General features: G+C 65.4%; 13 protein-coding genes and 1 rRNA gene. 5 read left to right on the top strand and 9 right to left on the bottom strand.

Annotated elements, in window-relative coordinates; genetic code table 11:
- Positions 1–959: ribosomal RNA gene (locus tag VI234_RS07300) — 16S ribosomal RNA — on the bottom strand; the annotation flags it as partial.
- Positions 960–1,539: 580 nt separating this feature from the next.
- A complete protein-coding gene (locus VI234_RS07295; protein WP_004516406.1) occupies positions 1,540–1,848 on the bottom strand; it encodes a non-histone chromosomal MC1 family protein in 309 nt (102 codons plus the stop codon).
- 248 nt (positions 1,849–2,096) lie between these two features.
- On the opposite strand from VI234_RS07295, the gene VI234_RS07290 reads away from it, so the two are divergent.
- From VI234_RS07290 to VI234_RS07280, 3 genes are all read left to right on the top strand, one after another.
- On the top strand, positions 2,097–2,294 hold the full coding sequence (locus VI234_RS07290; RefSeq protein WP_004516407.1) for a hypothetical protein: 198 nt from the start codon (positions 2,097–2,099) through the stop codon (positions 2,292–2,294).
- A gap of 105 nt (positions 2,295–2,399) precedes the next feature.
- Positions 2,400–3,452, top strand: coding sequence for a quinone-dependent dihydroorotate dehydrogenase (locus tag VI234_RS07285; protein ID WP_008306876.1), 1,053 nt, complete (start codon positions 2,400–2,402; stop codon positions 3,450–3,452).
- A gap of 39 nt (positions 3,453–3,491) precedes the next feature.
- Positions 3,492–3,971, top strand: coding sequence for an RDD family protein (locus VI234_RS07280; RefSeq protein ID WP_008306877.1), 480 nt, complete (start codon positions 3,492–3,494; stop codon positions 3,969–3,971).
- Between the two features lie 14 nt (positions 3,972–3,985).
- Here the strand turns inward: VI234_RS07280 and pheT are convergent, their stop codons facing one another.
- The 5 genes from pheT to VI234_RS07255 form a co-directional block, all read right to left on the bottom strand.
- Positions 3,986–5,752: a phenylalanine--tRNA ligase subunit beta gene (gene pheT, locus VI234_RS07275; protein WP_336329625.1), complete on the bottom strand. Its 1,767-nt coding sequence runs from the start codon at positions 5,750–5,752 to the stop codon at positions 3,986–3,988.
- Positions 5,752–7,263, bottom strand: coding sequence for a phenylalanine--tRNA ligase subunit alpha (pheS, locus tag VI234_RS07270; protein ID WP_336329624.1), 1,512 nt, complete (start codon positions 7,261–7,263; stop codon positions 5,752–5,754). Before pheS ends, pheT begins: the two co-directional genes overlap by 1 nt.
- A 276-nt stretch (positions 7,264–7,539) precedes the next feature.
- Positions 7,540–9,189 (bottom strand): tryptophan--tRNA ligase, encoded by a 1,650-nt coding sequence (locus tag VI234_RS07265; protein WP_336329623.1) that lies wholly within the window; start codon positions 9,187–9,189, stop codon positions 7,540–7,542.
- 133 nt (positions 9,190–9,322) lie between these two features.
- Positions 9,323–10,327, bottom strand: coding sequence for a tRNA-intron lyase (gene endA / locus VI234_RS07260; RefSeq protein WP_336329622.1), 1,005 nt, complete (start codon positions 10,325–10,327; stop codon positions 9,323–9,325).
- A gap of 283 nt (positions 10,328–10,610) precedes the next feature.
- A complete protein-coding gene (locus VI234_RS07255) occupies positions 10,611–11,333 on the bottom strand; it encodes a DUF91 domain-containing protein (RefSeq protein WP_336329621.1) in 723 nt (240 codons plus the stop codon).
- Positions 11,334–11,451: 118 nt separating this feature from the next.
- Here VI234_RS07255 and VI234_RS07250 point away from each other — a divergent pair, with 118 nt between their 5' ends.
- Entirely contained in the window at positions 11,452–12,108 is a 657-nt protein-coding gene (locus VI234_RS07250; RefSeq protein WP_336329620.1) for an HAD family hydrolase, read from the top strand.
- Between the two features lie 182 nt (positions 12,109–12,290).
- Here the strand turns inward: VI234_RS07250 and VI234_RS07245 are convergent, their stop codons facing one another.
- Both VI234_RS07245 and VI234_RS07240 read right to left on the bottom strand, forming a co-directional pair.
- Positions 12,291–12,530: a hypothetical protein gene (locus tag VI234_RS07245; protein ID WP_239642241.1), complete on the bottom strand. Its 240-nt coding sequence runs from the start codon at positions 12,528–12,530 to the stop codon at positions 12,291–12,293.
- Positions 12,531–12,735: 205 nt separating this feature from the next.
- On the bottom strand, positions 12,736–15,105 hold the full coding sequence (locus VI234_RS07240; protein ID WP_336329638.1) for a DEAD/DEAH box helicase: 2,370 nt from the start codon (positions 15,103–15,105) through the stop codon (positions 12,736–12,738).
- Between the two features lie 187 nt (positions 15,106–15,292).
- Here VI234_RS07240 and VI234_RS07235 point away from each other — a divergent pair, with 187 nt between their 5' ends.
- On the top strand, positions 15,293–16,126 hold the full coding sequence (locus tag VI234_RS07235; protein WP_336329619.1) for a class I SAM-dependent methyltransferase: 834 nt from the start codon (positions 15,293–15,295) through the stop codon (positions 16,124–16,126).
- The last annotated feature ends 107 nt before the right edge of the window (positions 16,127–16,233 follow it).

Here is a 16,233-nt window from a genome sequence, read left to right as displayed (position 1 = left end):
AACCTGACCGTCATTACTACTGTCGGGACCGGTGAGATGTCCGGCGTTGAGTCCAATTAAACCGCAGGCTCCTCCGGTTGTGGTGCTCCCCCGCCAATTCCTTTAAGTTTCATCCTTGCAGACGTACTTCCCAGGCGGCTCGCTTCTCGGCTTCCCTAGGGCGCAGCGCAGGCTCGTAGCCTACGGCACACCTAGCGAGCATCGTTTACAGCTAGGACTACCCGGGTATCTAATCCGGTTCGAGACCCTAGCTTTCGTCCCTCACCGTCGGGTCCGTCTTCCTGAGGTGGTTTCCCCATTGGTGGTCCGTCCAGGATTACAGGATTTCACTCCTACCCCGGACGTACCCCTCAGGTCTTCCGGCCCCAAGCCGGACAGTTTCCGCTGGACGCCGACGCGTTGAGCGCGTCGATTTCCCAACGGACTTGTCCGGCCGGCTACGGACGCTTTAGGCCCAATAATATCGGCCATCACTTGGACTGCCGGTATTACCGCGGCGGCTGGCACCGGTCTTGCCCAGTCCTTGTTCCTGTACCACCTTACGGTACAGAAAAGCGAGGGCTATATGCCCTCACACTCGGAGTCCCCCTATCGCACTGTCGTGCAGTGTAAAGGTTTCGCGCCTGCTGCGCCCCGTAGGGCCCGGTATCTTGTCTCAGATACCGTCTCCGGGTTCTTGCTCTCACAACCCGTACCGATTATCGGCATGGTGGGCCGTTACCCCACCATCTACCTAATCGGCCGCAGCCACATCCTACAGCGCCGGAACGTTTCTAACTCTCGGCACTCCAGCATGAGAGTTATATCCGCTATTGGCCTCAGTTTCCCGAGGTTATCGCGGTCTGTAGGGTAGTTTGGCCACGTGTTACTGAGCTATATGCCACGGGTCTAAGCCCGTGCGACTAGCATGGCTAAATCGGACTCCGATAGCAATGGCCTCCGGCAGGATCAACCGGAATGTATCCCGGCACAATGCCGGGGGGTTAGGCGGGATCACACCCATATGATGGGTGTGGTCGCTATCGAAGGGTGTTCGAGGACACCCGTCGACCGAGTGTCACCGAACTATCAGGGCTAACATCAGATCCCATCTTGACGGCGGACCGCAGGGGTGGAATCCTCATTTCTTCGGACCTGATTGTTGTCTCGAAGCCACCATAAAGGCTTCGAGTTTCGTTGGCGAGCCGGCCCCGCCTGGTCCGTATCGGCAGGGGTTCAACACCCCGACCGAACGTCGTTCGCGTTCATTCCGAGTGCTTTATTACACTTAAGGGCATCGGAACGAGTGCGTTCGTTCGGGGGCGTCGGCCCCTGACCGCGTTCGCATTTCATTCCGATGGGTGAGCCACACTTAACCCCGTCGAAGGGAGTCGCCTACGGGACAAGATTACACGGGGGAGAGTGTTGCACACGACTGCAGACGGTCAGTACGGCGTGTCGGGAATGGGACGCCGAAACAGACGTCGACTCCGCGCGCGCACGAACAGTTCAGCAGCCGCTACCGACCGGGCGTTGCACCGAAAATGTCGGGAATGCGACCTAGATCTCGTCTAGGTGTTCGACGCCCTGCTTCGAGACGTTCCCTTTCGTGATGTCGCCGGGCATCCAGTCGGGTTTGTCGTCGGGTGCCTCCTCGACCCATGCCCACGCCTCGTAGATGTGGACTTTGTGGGTTCCTTTCTCCCGTAGTCGTATCTCCTCAGGGTCAGCCTGATCTTCACCGTCGGCCGGCTCGAGTCGACGTGCTGCCTTCAGCGCAGCCTGTCGAGGTGTTCCGCCCGAGAAGACGCTCGATTCGTCACCGTCTTCGCGCAGTGCGAAGTTGCGCTTGTCACTGTCGGGTGCCATGGATTTCACCGCTCCATGCCAATTCAGCACATGGCAGAACATAAATATACCCCCCAATCCGCCCTCCGTCGGGGGATGCTTTTATACACTGATGCCGTCGCGTGGTGTTTCGACCTCCGAAACCGGCCAATTCAAGGCAAATATTCGGACTGAAATCGTCACGCGCGTCCACAAAACCGCCAGCCAGCGACCGGCGGCACGGTAGACTTAAGTGTATCCTGCGGTGAAGTGCGGAGTAGGATAGCGCGATGGTGCGAAAGAAGAAGCTCAGCCCGAGTGGCGCCAAAGATGAGGACGGCGAGTACCACAACGTACATATCAACATTCACGAAGACGAGCTGGCCGTGGCCGGGATGGAGATCGGCGACGAGGTGTTCGTTCGCGTCCGTGACAACAAGATTATCATCCAGAAGGCCGACCCCGAAGAGGTCGAACACGACTTTTGAGGCACCATCGACGGTGACACAGTGCCACCGGGCGGAGATGCCGGAGCCATCGCCCGATATCAACCGATCACCACTGTTTTTCGGGCCAACCGGACTACCATCACAATGAGACCCTACGATATCGCGAAACCACTCCTGTTTTCACTGCCAGCCGAAACTGCCAACCGGAGCGTCCACCGACTGCTGGAAGCAGTCGACGGAACGCGGGTCGCCGAGGCGATGGCCGACCGCTACACCGTCGCTGACGACCGACTCGCAGTAGAGGCGTTCGACCAGACCTTCGACAACCCAGTTGGGGTCGCGGCCGGCTTCGACAAGAACGCGACCATCCCCGGAGCGCTGGCGTCGCTCGGCTTCGGCTTCGCCGAGGTCGGCGGCGTCACGGCCGAGCCACAGGCCGGCAACGCCCGCCCGCGGATGTTCCGGCTCAGGGAGGACGAGGCCATCATCAACCGAATGGGCCTGAACAACGACGGGGCCATCGTCATCGGCGAGCGGCTGAAGAACGTCGATGCGCCGTTCCCGGTCGGCGTCAACATCGCTAAGACGGAACACGTCGGAACGAGCGAGGCCCCCGAGGACTACCGGACCACGTACGAACACGTCGCCGAAGGCGGGGACTTCTTCGTCGTCAACGTCTCCTGTCCCAACTCGGAAGGATTCGAGGAGCTCCAGAACCGCGACGCGATGGAAGCCATCCTCGGCGAACTCCAGAACGCGGGCGCGGCCCCGCTGCTCGTGAAGCTTTCGCCTGACCTCCCCGAGCCGGCAGTCGAGGACGCGCTGGACCTGGTAACCGAACTCGACCTGGACGGCGTCGTTGCGACGAATACGACGACGGAACGGCCCGCCAGCTTACGCTCGCCGAACGCGGTCGAGACGGGTGGCCTTTCCGGGAAGCCGATCGAAAACCAGGCGACCGAGATGGTGCGGTTCGTCGCCGAGCGTGTCGACGTGCCCGTCGTCGGCGTCGGCGGCGTCTCGACACCGGAGGGCGCGTACAGGAAGATCCGCGCCGGAGCCTCGCTCGTCCAACTGTACACCGGCCTGGTGTACCGCGGTCCGTCCATCGCTCGCGAAATCAACGAGGGGCTGCTCGACCTGCTCGCGGAGGACGGCTTCGACTCGGTCGCGGACGCCGTCGGCGCGGACCTGTAGCCGGCGAATCTTGAAGTATAGTTGCGGCGAACCGCCAGCATGGATGACAGTCGCCGCACCCTGCACATCGCCTCCTGGGACGACCGCTTTCTCGCCTGGCTCCTCGACGTCCTGCTCGTCGGTGTCGTCCTTTCCGCACTAGGCGAGGCCGCTGGCGTGTTCTCGCTCCTTACCGGCAGCCTCTCAGTGACCACGCCGTTCACCGGCCTGAACGGACTCGGCCTGTTCGTTTACTGGACAGCTCTCGAAGGCCGGCAGGGCCAGTCGGTCGGGAAGATGGTGATGAACATCGCCGTCACGGACGAACGCGGCAACGCCATCGATTACGGCACGGCAGCCATCGAGAGCTTCGGGAAGGCGTTCCTGCTTCCGATAGACATCCTCGTCGGCTGGCTGGTGTACGAAGAAGAAGGGCTTCGGCTGTTCAACAAGCTCTCCTCAACCGTCGTCATCGAGACCGACGAGGAGGAGGCCGGGAAGCCAAGCGACGTGGAGTACGTGTATCCGGACGAGCGATAGGCCAACCGCTCGCGTTACTCCAGCGCGTCCAGTCGGAACTCGAAGGCCGCCACTGGCAGTTCCAGGTCATGCTCGACGAGTACCTTGGGATGAACCTCTCCGATGACGCCGACTGACTCGCCGTCGAGGACGACCTCGGCGGCGCGGCCGCCGATGAACGACGGATGCGTAGTCGGGGGCGTTTCGAGGTCCTTGTCGAAGGCGTCGGCGAGCGCCTGCAGGCGGGCCTTCGCGTCCTCGTAGGAGGCGTCCGTACGCGCGAGCGCGGCCGCGACGGTGCGGTGCTCGGCAACACCGGTGTTCTCCGAGTCGTCGAGGCCGGCGGCCAGCCCGATTTCGGCGAGGTCCTGCGGGTAGCTCCGGTGGGTGTTGTTCTCCAACACCATCATGATGGACGGGAGCGCCCACGTCCGGAGGATGGTGTAGTCCTCGCTGTAGGGCTCCTGGATGGTGACCGGGGCGGCCTCGCCGACGGCCTGCTCGCGGTTGCCACCGCTCGCCTGTTCGTCGGTCCGTGGGACCGACAACCCCATCCGCTCGAAGTTCTCGGCCTCGTTTATCATGTGGAAGTTCAGCAGGTCCTCGAAGCCCAACCCAACCAGAGCGTCGCGGGCGGCGTCCTCAAGCCGGGACCGCTCGTGGCGACCGCCGACAGTCGACACGTCGGGGTAGGTCGGTTCGAGGCTGTTGAACCCGAGCGCTCGGCCGATGTCGTCGATGATATCCAGCGGGTGGATGACGTCGACGCGGTAGGGCGGAACCTCAACCTCGTAGGCCACGCCGTCGTCGGATTCCGTTTCGGTCGCGTCGAGGCCGGCCCGCTCGGCGTAGTCGATTACCTCGCGGCTGTCCAGCGAGACGCCGAGGATGGATTCGATGCGGTCGTGGGTGACCGTCTTCGTCCGGACAGAGAAGTCAGGACGCTCCAGCGTCTTGCCGGCGTATTCGCCGGGCGCATCGTCGGCGTATGCCACGTCGACTTTCTCGACCTGGCCGCCGCGGGCGGCGAGCGCGTAGCAGACGATGTTACACATGTGGTCGATGGTCCACTGGTCGGTCCCGGTCATCTCGATGAACAGGTCCCGGGAGTCGACGCTGACCTCGGTCCGACGGCCGTTGATGACCGGCGGGAACGAGAACAGCCCGATGGCGTCGTAGATGGCCGGTACGCGGTCGAAGTCGGCCACGAGGTCGCCGTAGGTCTGGCCGGTCTCGTGGGACGCCATGACCTCGCTGGGGGTCATCTCCGCATCGGCGTCCAGCGGAACGAACGTCGCCTCGTCGGGGTCGGCGCTGGTGTAGGTGATAGACTTGCCCGTCTCGTCCGTGACCGAGTCGCCTTTCAACATTGTGAGGTCGTGAACCCCAATCGCACCTTTCGCCCGCTTGCGGCCCATCGTCGCGTGGAGCTTCTCCTGCAGTTGGATGAGCGACTCCAGCGCGGCCTCGTCCATGTCCAGCCCGCGGACGATAGCGCCGGTCACGTACGGGCGTTCGTCGGGCTGGTCCTCGACCTCGATGGTCCAGTCGGCGCTGTTCGTGTTGGGAACCTCCACGCCGCGGTCGTCGCCGTAGTGGTAGCGCAGCGAGCGGGCGACCCCCTCGACGGAGAGACGGTCCAGTCGGTCCGGGGCGAACTCCAGTTGGAACTCGTCGTCCTCGGTCCAGCCCTCGAACTCCAGCCCGAGATTGAACAGGTCCGACTTGAGTTCGTCGTCGTCTTTCTCGCTGTGGCCGGTCAGATACCGCAGTTCGTCGGGGTCGACGTCGACGACCGGCATCAGCGCATCACCTCCGTTTCCCGCAGCAGTTCAAGGTCACACAGCGTCCCGTGCACGTCGCGGATGTCCTCGAAGCCGTACATGAGCATGAGTAGTCGTTCGAGCGAGAGGCCCCACGCCATCACGTCGCAGTCGACGCCAAGCGGCGTAAGCACCTCGTCGCGGAAGATACCGGAGTTGCCGACCTCGACGACCTCGCCGGTCTCGGGGTGGGTGCCGAACAGTTCGAAGCTCGGCTCCGTGTAGGGGTTGTAGTGGGGCTTGAACTCCAGGTCGGTGATGCCGAACTGCTCGTAGAACTCCGTGAACGTCCCCATCAGGTCCCGCACGGAGAGGTCCTCGGCCATCACCCAGCCCTCGATTTGGAAGAACTCCAGCAGGTGCGTCGGGTCCAGCGTATCGTTGCGATACACCTTCTCGACGCTGAAGTAGCGCTCGGGCGGGTCTAGCTCACCCACCTGATGGCCCGAGAGATAGCGCATCGACAGCGAGGTGGTGTGGCCGCGCAGGTCCATCCCGCGAGCGATGTCCTCGGTCCACGGCGAGTGATACCCCTCGCCGTCGGGGCCGACGCCCTCCTTGTGGGCCGAGCGGACCCGTTCGACGAGGTCCGGGGGGAGGTGGCCGATTTCCTCGGGTTCCTCCAAGGCGAACTGGTCCCAGTGGGTTCGCGCCGGGTGGTCCTGTGGCATGAACAGGCAGTCGTTGATCCAGAACTGGGCGTCGGCGTGGGGGCCTTCCATCTCGGAGAAGCCCATGCCGACGAGCGTGTCCTTCACGCGGTTGGCCGTCTGGCGGAGGATGTGTTCCTTGCCGTGGCTCACGTCCTCGGCGTCGGCCTCGACGTTGTACTCGGTGAAGGCCACGTCTTCCCACTCACCGCTGGTGAGCAGCTCGGGGGTGAGCTGGTCGACGGTCTCGGCGGCTTCGACGCCCTCCATCAGCGCGGTGACGCCGTCGTCGGTGAGTTGGACCGAGCGGACGGTCTCCTCACGGACATTGAGGAGGCCACGCCGTTCCAGTTGGTCGAGCGCGTCCGCGTCGGCGTCTTCGACGCGTCCATCTGCGACGGCCTCCAGCGCCAACATCTCGGGATCGGACCCGGGATCGGCGTCCGGGTTGGCCGTGATCTCGCCGCTATCGATCTCGCCGTAGGCTTTGCGGGCGTAGTTCGAGAGCGCGATGTCGACCGCGCCGCCCTCGAGGCCGGACGCGCCAATGGCCTGTCCCATCTGGACTGGTCCGTCGGCAGCGCCAGCGTCGATAGCTGCCTCGTAGAGGTCCTGTTCGGGCAGGCTCTCGCGGACGTACTGGTCGCCCTCGTCGGTGAGTTCGTAGTGTTCCAGCGTCTCCTCAGCGACGGACACCAGCCCGTCGGCTTCGAGTTCGAACGCCGCTCTGGTGGCCGCTTCCGGTTTGAGGTCTGCGTCTGCGGCCACGTCGTCGATACGCCTGTCTTCCTGTGCGTCGGCGGCCTGCAGGACGGCCACCTGTGCCTGTGGTCGTTTCATACGGGTGTCTCGGTCTTGTGGGGATAACCGCGGGTCGCTCAGTTAACGGTTCTCACTTCCTGCTCGCGGTTTCGTCCGACTACGCCTCTCGACGCCGTCAGAGTCCACGCACGGTCAGGCAGTGAAAAAGAAGCCGAACCCCGGACTGTCGGATAGCTGGCGAGCGACGCCGGCACGGTGGGATTCGGGTGCCATATCTGAGCGATTGTGATTAGCGGCTAAAAGCGTTGCGCGTGTACTCGTCCCGACACGAGATAGGGTGTCTCGACCCGGTAGTCAGTCCGCGCTCGTCGGCGCGCGGTCGGAGTCGAGGTCGATATCGAGTTCGTCGAGCTTGTCCTCCCACTCTTCGCGTTTCTCCTGATGGTCTTCGAGGAACTCGGCCATCAGTTCGGCTGCCTGCTCCTTGCAGCCCCCACAGAGGCGCTCGCCGCCGACGCACTCGTCGTACACTTCCTTGGCGAACTCGTCGTCGTCACCCGAGAGCAGGTAGGCGTACAGCTCGTACACCGGGCATTCGTCGGCTTTCCCACCTTTCTCGCGCTGTTCCTCCGCCGTGGAGCGGCCGCCGGTGGTCGCCGACTTGACCTTGTCGTAGCCGTCCTCCGGGTCGTCGAGCAAGGAGATGTGCGAGGCGGGAATCGAGGAGGACATTTTCCCGCCGGTGAGGCCGGTCATGAACCGGTGGTAGATGGAGGACGGCGGCTGGAAGCCGTAGCCGCCGTTGTCGAGTTCGACCTGCCGGGCCAGTTCCTCGGCCTCGGCGTAGTCGAGGTCGAACGTGTCGATGTGCTCGTCGTACACCCGCTTCTCGCCGTCGATGGCCTCGATGAGCGCCTCGAAGGCTCCGTCGGTGGCGTTGCGGTCGAGGAAGCGGATACGCGGGCGGAGCAGTTCCTTCCCCGCCTCGTCGAGTTTGGCGACGACGGACTCGCGGGCGTCGGCGGGCGCGGGCTGGTGGTCGCGGAGCCAGTCGGCAGCCTCGCCACAGCGGGGCCGGTCGACGTCCTCGGCGTACTCCTCCCGAGCATCGTAGGCCTGCCGGAGCAGCGTCCGCTCGACGGCGTCGGCCTCGAAGCTGGCGAAGGCCTCCGTCACGCCGAAGAACCGCATCCGCGCGGCGAGGTCCCGGGCCAGCCGCATGTGGGGGTCCTGGTCCGGGCCGACAGGGATGACCGTCGGCTTCGGCCCGTCCAGTTGCGGGTAGAGGATGTCGGCCATCTGGGTGACGACCGACTGCATGTGGGAGACGTCCGTCTCGCCGTCGAAGTCGTAGATGGCCTGCAGTTCCGAGAAGTTCGCCTCCGCACCGAGTTCGAACGCCAGATCCTGCACCTCGCGGTTGTCGGACTGGCGGTACAGCGTCCCCTCGTCGGGGTCGAACCCGAGCGCGAGCAGCGAGAGGATGTAGTCCGTCGCGTGCTCGTCGATTTCATCCCACGAGAGCCCGCGGGCGCTGTGGGCTTCGAGGTCCGCGATAAGCGCGTGAGCGTCCCCGCCCTGCTGTTGATGCCAGATGATCTCGTCGAAGACCAGCTTGTGGCCGATGTGGGGGTCGCCGGTCGGCATGAACCCCGACAGCGCGGCGAAGGGGTCGTCGTTGCGCATCGCTTCGGCGACCGGTCGGTAGTCCCGGTGGCCGAAGATGACGCCCCGGCGCATCAGGTAGTGAGGGTTGGGGACTTCGGGGAGCACCTCGTCGAACTCCTCGATGCCGAACTGCTCGAACAGTTTGCGGTAGTCGGCGATGGTCGAGGAGCCCCACGGGTCGAGCGTCGCCTCGTCGGCTCCTTCGGCCTCAGTGCCGCCGTCCGGGAGAACCGGCTCGCCGCCGGAGAGCGCGTCGGACCCCCGCCACTGGGCACCCGACTGGCGGCGGTCCTCGTCGGGCGATGCGTCGTCGTGGTGGGAGTCGTCCGTTGTCATGGCTGTGGTGGGCTCGCGGTGAGCCACGTTACAGGTGCTTTGGTCCCGGTCGGCGCAAAAAGGGTTCGTTTCGGTTCGCCACGTCACGCGGCGTATCGGCGGATGTGCAACCAACTGTTGGGCTGTGAGCGAATCAGGGCGTCAGTCGCTCCACAGCCACCCACTCAATGTCGCCGCCGTCCGCCGTGAGCGCGAACACCATCGTCTTCCGGACGCCGTGGGCCAGGCGCACGTCCAGCGCGAGGTCCCGCGGCTCGAACCGGTGGCCGGCCGGCAGCACTCGGACGAGGAGCTCCGAGTGCCCGAGGTTCTCGGCGCTCTCGACATCGGCGTAGGTCCGGAAGTCCGCACCGAACTTGAAGCCGGTCTTCGGCGCGACGCCGCTGGTTCGCAGGGCCGCGTAGACAGCCAGCCGGCGGTCGAACCGGTCGCCTTCGACCTCGCGACCCCGCTCGACGATGGCGTCGGCCCCGCCGTCGACCGTGAGCAGACCTTCCTGTGCGAGATACGCGGCTTCCACGAGCGAGAGCTGGACTGCACCGTCGTCGCCGAGTTGCTGGCCGTAGAACGCCTGCTCGTACAGTTCCGCTGGCGGCTCCCAACACACCACCCGCTCGGCGAGCAGTTCCCCGTTCGTGGTCGGGACGACGGCGTCGCTAGTCCCCTCGACGCCGCGCTGGTCGGTGTCGAGGTACGTGACCTCACTCTCCTCGTCGACGACCGCAAGAACGCAGTCGCCGAGGTCAGCGGCGGCGACGGTGTCGCGCTCGCCGACAACCCGGACCCGGTAGGCCACCTCGTTATCCCACGGCCCCTTCCCGCGCGGGTAGACCACGAAGTCCGTGCCCGCGTCGTCGTCGACCCAGCCCTCGCGGGCCGGCGTGAGGTAGAAGCCGCGGTCCCGCAGGTCCTTGTAGACGGCAAAGTCGACCTCGGAGACGGCCGCCGACCCCAGGAAGGCCCGGAAGTCCATCCCGTCGATACTTTCGATGTCCCCGCGGTAGAGGAGGTGTGCGGCCTCCACCGGGGCCAGGTCGATGTCGCCGCTACGGACCTGGCCGTAGCCGCGCGAGTCGTAGAACCGCTCGCGCGCCTCGTAGCCGGCCCGCACGACATCACCGTCGAGCGTCAGTTCCATGCCCTGACGTGGCTCCCGCGGCGACAAAGCCCCTGCGGGTCCGGACTGTCAGGGTATCCATTTCCACAGTCGCGGATGCAGAGAGCCAGAAAGCCCCGAGACGCTGGGCTACTGCGACTCGCTGCGCGCTTCACTCACTCTGTTCGCTCCAGTGCTTACCTCGTCTCGAACGCCCAGCGTCTCGCCCCTTTCAGTCCCACCCGATAGCGGCTGAGCAACACGGGCTAGATAGGGCTTCTTCGCGGTTCGAAACTGCATCCCCAGTAAACACGGTTGCCGGAACTCACCCCCGTTCCGAACACGCCGAGTCCAGACACCGCGTTCCCCCGGCGGTTTCGAACAGCGGCAGGCCACACTCGCAGTCGCCGACGACGACACCGGACGGCATCGAGAAACCGGTGTCGCAGTCGGGGTAGTGCTCACAGCCGGCGAGCAGGCCACCGCGGCGGAGAATCAGCAGGTCGCCGTCGCAGTTGGGACAGTCCCACTCGCGGTCGAAGGCCGCAGTGACAGCGTCGTCCAGCGAGTCACAGTCCCGGTCAAGACACAGTTCGAACGCCCGCCCGCGTTCCACCCGAAGCGTGGGGAGCCCGCAGTCCCCGCAGCGGCCGCCGGTGACCGCGGCATCGCTCGGAATCCCGTAGGCGGCGTCACAGCCGGTACAGGTGACGTCGCTTCGGGTGCGGACCAGCGTCCCGGCGCAGTCGGGGCAGTCACGCACCGGGACACCGGCGTTCGAGGCCGGATAGCGGGCACTGCCGTGTTCCTCGTGGGGGACCACCCGGAGGAGTTCGTCGCCGTCGCGGGCGGTCACCGCGCCGTCGTCGATGGTGACGCTTTCGGCGCGCGTGAGCCACGCGACCGGCTGATACCCTTCGGCATCGTGAACGAGGACGGTATTGTCCGGTTTGACGACGACGAGCACGTCGCCGCGCTGCTCCCGCTCGCGCGTTCCCTCGAAAACGGTCGTACACTCGCCAGCTATCACACGGGTTCCGTCGTGCATGGGCCGACCTGGCCGGGTTCCGGTACTTAAACCCTCAGTCGGCCGACGGGGCTTCGTAGCGCGGTCGTCGCTCCCGGAGTCGGAACAGCCAAAGCCGTCGCCGAGCGACAGGGAGGCAATGAGCGAACCACCGGCGGCAGTCTGTTTCGATATGGACGGCGTGCTCGTCCAGTCCGAAGAGCACTGGGTCCGTGCCCAGCGCGAGGACATTCTTCCGACGGCCGCACCGAACGACGACATCCCTGTCGCCGCCATTACCGGTCGGAACTACCGGGAAGTGTATCCAGACCTCGACGCCGAGTACGACCTCGAAATCAGCCGCGAGGTATTCGAGGGCCTGTTCGAGGAGCACGGCGAGCGGATTTACGGCGAAGAGGCGGCCTTCCTCGATGGGGCGCACGAGTTGCTCGACGACCTTCGGGACGCCGGCGTCGCGCTAGCGCTGACGACATCCGCGCCGTGGGCCTGGATCGACGTGGCCGACGAGCGCTTCGACCTCCTCTCGAAGTTCGACGTCGCCATCAGTGCCGGCGACATCGACGGCCCCGGCAAGCCGGAGCCGGACATCTACGAGCGGGGCGCGGCAGAACTCGGCGTCGCGCCCGAGGACTGCTGGGCCGTCGAAGACTCCACCGCGGGCGCACGCGCCGCCGTCGCCGCCGGGATGACGACCGTCGGATTCCGGGGCGACGGCGACGAGACGGACCTGTCGATGGTCCACGAGATCGCGGACGACGCCGCGACACTACGCGAGGTGCTGTTAGGCGGTGTATAACAGCCGAGTACCGTCTCTTTGAGATAGCGGGGCGACTCAAAAGCGGAGCGAATAGCTATCCGGTATGGAACTGGGCCGGAGACCGGGAAGCGATACTGTTCGGGTGTTAGTACGGTGTGCAGAGATTCGAGCGTCACAAAACAGCGTGAAATGCCGGCGCGGAGGGGAAAGACCCGGCCAGGTCAGGCGGGGTCACCGTATCCTCGGCCCGCCAGCAGGCCGAAGACGTTGAGGGCAACGACACCCACGAAGATGAGGAAGCTCTGACTGTCCAGCCCGCCCAGCAGCAGCGGCGGATATGCCAGCGGCGTGACGATAGCCAGCCAGAACGCGATGAATTGCAGGGGACGAGTGAGTGACCGGAGGCTAAGGCTACTGGGGGCGGCTTCCATCGGGGAACGGAAGGGCGATGCACTGGACATTGTGGGCTTCCTCACTTCTTCGTAAGAACCCATACCCCCATATAAACGCCAGACCCTTGGGGATAATTCGTGCTCTTTTCGGAATGTTAACCGGATTTCAGCACCTTTCAGCGATGTTTCACGGAGCGCTGTAACGCTTTTAGATAGCTTTGTAAATTTTACCGAGCTATCTGAGCGCGTTTCAGAGAGACAGTCGAAACGTCGATTACCGGACCAGCACGGATCGGGTTTCGGTAATCGTCGGGAGCGGCAGCGCGGGGAACGCGACCTCGACGGTGAACGTGAGTTCGTCCGCGTCCGCGCCGAAGACGGCCACCGGAAGCGTGGCCTCGCCGAGATACGACGGCTTGGCGGTCATCTCACGCCCGTTGACCGTGACCCGCAGGCCCGCGCGGGCGCTGCCCCCGGTGTTTTCGACCGTTACCTCCCGCATATCGTTGTCGCCGGGCGCGATTGTGTCAGGGAAATCGCCCCAGTCGATGGAGACGACGGGGAGGTCCCGCGCGTTCGCCAGCACCTGCTCGGCGACGCCCTCGGAGAGTCCGGCCCGGACGAGGCCGTCTTCGCCGGCTTCGACCACGTCGGCGGGTGACGTGAGCCCCGCAGCGGCGAGTTTACCAGCACGGCCGCTGCCGACGCCGTCGATGGCGGTCAGCCCAACAGCGTCGGCGCTGATACCGTGTTCGACGCGGGCCTCGGCCCGACAGGCCAGGTTCGCGTAGCGGGCCGGCCCCAGCGTGTCGACGAACTCCCGCATCGCCGCGAGCAGGCGAAGGGCGTTCTGGCGGATGACCCACGCATCGCTTTTGAGTTCCGTGGGCGTCGTCCCGGTCATGCCCGAGCGGAGGATGGCCAGCACCTTCCGCTGGCCGGCGTCGAGACTGTCGTCGACGCTGTCTCCCAGAACTGCGTGGACGGCGTCCTCCTCGTCGGAGCGGGCGCTGACGCTGTCGAACTCCGTCGCGCCGGCCACCGCGGTCAGCAGGTCGTCCGCGTCAACGGAGACAGCGGAGTCCGGATCGGCGGCGTCCTGGCACCGTTCGGCGACGTCCGCGAACCGGCGCGCAGTCGAGAGCCGAAGGTAGAACTTCGAGGCTAGCTGGCCGAGCCGCGTCGGTTCGACGTTGAGGCCGTCCTGTTCGACGAAGCCCTCGTCGACGAGTGCGGAAAGCGTGTCACTGACCCGGTTTCGGAGGTCGCTGCCGGCGTCGTACTCGTCGGGGGCTGACTGCGAGCGGGCGTAATAAAAGGTCGTGGCGAGCCAGTCCATCACGTCGTCCACGTCGTCGATGGTCCCGAGCGCGATTTCGGCGTTCAGGTGGGCGTCGAGTTCCGCCGCGAGTCGGGACTCGATTTCCTTGCCGTCCCGGAGCAGGCGGCGGTACTTGTCGGCGTCCGAGCGGTCACAGACGACCCAGGCGTACCCCATGTCGTCGTAGCCGGGCCGGCCCGCGCGGCCGAGCATCTGGAGCACGTCAAGGGGACTCATGTCGACCTCGCCCTCCAGGGGATCGTGGAGTTTGGTGTCGCGGATGACGACACAGCGGGCGGGGAGGTTCACGCCCCACGCCAGCGTCGAGGTCGAGAAGAGCAGCTGAATCTTCCCCTCCTTGAACCACTGCTCGACTTTGTTTTTGTCCTCGCGCGCGAGGCCGGCGTGGTGAAAGCCCACGCCGTCCAGTACGGACTGGCGGAGCGTGTCGTTCGAGAGGTCGGCGGCGTCGTTGTGGAAATCGTAGTCCCCGCGTGCACCCATCGGGATATCTCGCTCGACAATTTCGTCGCGGGCCTTCTTCGCGGCCTGCACCGTGTCCTGGCGCGAGGAGACGAACACGAGCGCCTGGCCCTCCTCGCGGATGTGTGGCTCGGCGAGGTCAAGCGCCCGGTAGAGCCGCCGGTACTTGTCGGCGAAGGCGTTCTCACCGTGGGAGTAGGTCTTCACGTCGGCGTTCAGCGGCACGGGCCGGTACTCCTCGCCGAAGGCGAAGGTCGTCTCCTCGGGGGCGTCGAGCCAGTCGGCCACGTCGTCGATGTTCGGCATCGTCGCCGACAGCGCCACCACGCGCGGGTCACAGAGCCGGCGGAGCCGCGAGACGGTGACTTCGAGCACCGCCCCCCGCCGGTCCGAATCCAGCAGGTGGACCTCGTCGATGACACAGCAGTCCACGTCAGTGATGAACGAGTAGCGGCTCGTTTCGTGTTTCCGGGTGGCCGAGTCGGCCTTCTCCGGCGTCATCACGAGGATGTCGGCCCGCTCGGCGCGGCGGGGGTTCAGGTCTCGCTCGCCGGTGACGACGTAGACGGAGTAGCCCAACTCCTCGAAGCGCTCCCACTCGCTTTCCTTCTCGTTTGTGAGTGCGCGTAGCGGCGCGAGAAACAGCGCGGTCCCGTCCTCGGCGAGCGTCTTGCAGATGGCCAGTTCAGCCAGCGCCGTCTTCCCGCTGGCCGTCGGCGCGCTGACGACGACATTGTCGTCGCGGTTCAGCAGGGCCGGCAGGGCCGCCGACTGCATCCGGTTGAACTCCTCGAAGGGGAAGGCGTCAGCAAAGTCGGGGAGTACCTCCGCGACCGCCACAGTCGGCTCGCTGTCGGTTCGGGATGGCACGTCACAGTCGCAGTTCCGCGACGGCAAAGGCGTTTCTATGGGGGAGCGAAAGCGGGTGAGACGTGGCCACATTTGCGGGGTCGCCGTGTGGCTGGTCGTTGTGAGCGCCCCACACTGCTGGCCAAGAATTAACCCGGCCGGCTGACAGTGCGCAAGCGTGCCTCTCAGCGACCCCGAGGACTACTACGACGAGAACGACGAGAGCGAGTGGGACCGCCTGGCAGCCACGCTACACGGGCAGTTAGAGTGGACGGGAACCGTCGAACAGCTCGAAGCCAACCTTCCCGACACGGGACACGTCCTCGACGTAGGCGGCGGGGCTGGTCGGTACGCCGTCTGGCTGGCCGAACAGGGATACGATGTCACGCTCGTCGACCCAAGCGAGGGCCAGCGGGCTATCGCACGGGAGAAAGTCGCCGAACACGGACACGAGGAGCGGGTGACCGTCGGGGCGGGCGACGTACGCGACCTCGGGTTCGACCGGGACGTATTCGACGCGACGCTGTGTCTGGGTGGGCCGCTTTCGCATGTGCTTGACGCCGACAAACGGGCGGCCGCTGTGCGGGAAGTCCGTCGGGTAACAAAAGCCGGGAGTCCGGTGTTCGCGTCCGTCATGGGACGGCTCAATTGGCTGGTACTCTCACTGGTCGGCGAGTCGGAACACCTCGTCCATGCGGCCGAACTCGCCGAGACGGGCGATTACGACCGCCCCTTCGTGGCGCAACTCGGGCACGACGCGGCGTTCACCGAGACCCATTTCTTCCGCGCCGACGAGTTCGAGGCGCTGTTAGAGGCGGGCGGAGTAACCGTCGAGACGCTGGTCGGGCTGGAAGGGCTGGCGTCAGTACTCGCCGCCGCCCCGCTCCGGGGGACCGCTGACGAGCTGTCAGCGCACCAGCGGGCCGGTGTGCGAGCGCTCGTCGACGAACTCCGTACGGACCGGACCGCCGTCGACATGTCCGCACACATGCTTGCCGTCTGCCGGGCGTGAGTCGGCCACGCGGACAGTAGAGTGTGTGCTCGTGGGGACACGAGCGAGTGGCGGTCGCTTCGGCTGGGCCGCCTGCCCGTCCGATGGTCCGTCCACACAGTGGGTGA

The sequence above is a fragment of the Haloarcula sp. CGMCC 1.2071 genome (genome assembly GCF_037078445.1).
GTDB classification, from domain to species: domain Archaea; phylum Halobacteriota; class Halobacteria; order Halobacteriales; family Haloarculaceae; genus Haloarcula; species Haloarcula amylolytica.
This window is presented reverse-complemented; position numbering and strand designations above follow the sequence as displayed.

Bases quoted from the DNA above. Each gene is read 5' to 3' on its own strand.
- VI234_RS07250 (WP_336329620.1), top strand. From the start codon at position 11,452: ATGAGCGAACCACCGGCGGCAGTCTGTTTCGATATGGACGGCGTGCTC.
- VI234_RS07280 (WP_008306877.1), top strand. From the start codon at position 3,492: ATGGATGACAGTCGCCGCACCCTGCACATCGCCTCCTGGGACGACCGC.
- VI234_RS07285 (WP_008306876.1), top strand. From the start codon at position 2,400: ATGAGACCCTACGATATCGCGAAACCACTCCTGTTTTCACTGCCAGCC.
- VI234_RS07290 (WP_004516407.1), top strand. From the start codon at position 2,097: ATGGTGCGAAAGAAGAAGCTCAGCCCGAGTGGCGCCAAAGATGAGGAC.
- VI234_RS07255 (WP_336329621.1), bottom strand. From the start codon at position 11,333: ATGCACGACGGAACCCGTGTGATAGCTGGCGAGTGTACGACCGTTTTC.
- pheT (WP_336329625.1), bottom strand. From the start codon at position 5,752: ATGCCGGTCGTCGACGTCGACCCCGACGAACTGCGGTATCTGACCGGC.
- endA (WP_336329622.1), bottom strand. From the start codon at position 10,327: ATGGAACTGACGCTCGACGGTGATGTCGTGCGGGCCGGCTACGAGGCG.
- VI234_RS07295 (WP_004516406.1), bottom strand. From the start codon at position 1,848: ATGGCACCCGACAGTGACAAGCGCAACTTCGCACTGCGCGAAGACGGT.
- pheS (WP_336329624.1), bottom strand. From the start codon at position 7,263: ATGAAACGACCACAGGCACAGGTGGCCGTCCTGCAGGCCGCCGACGCA.
- VI234_RS07265 (WP_336329623.1), bottom strand. From the start codon at position 9,189: ATGACAACGGACGACTCCCACCACGACGACGCATCGCCCGACGAGGAC.
- VI234_RS07245 (WP_239642241.1), bottom strand. From the start codon at position 12,530: ATGTCCAGTGCATCGCCCTTCCGTTCCCCGATGGAAGCCGCCCCCAGT.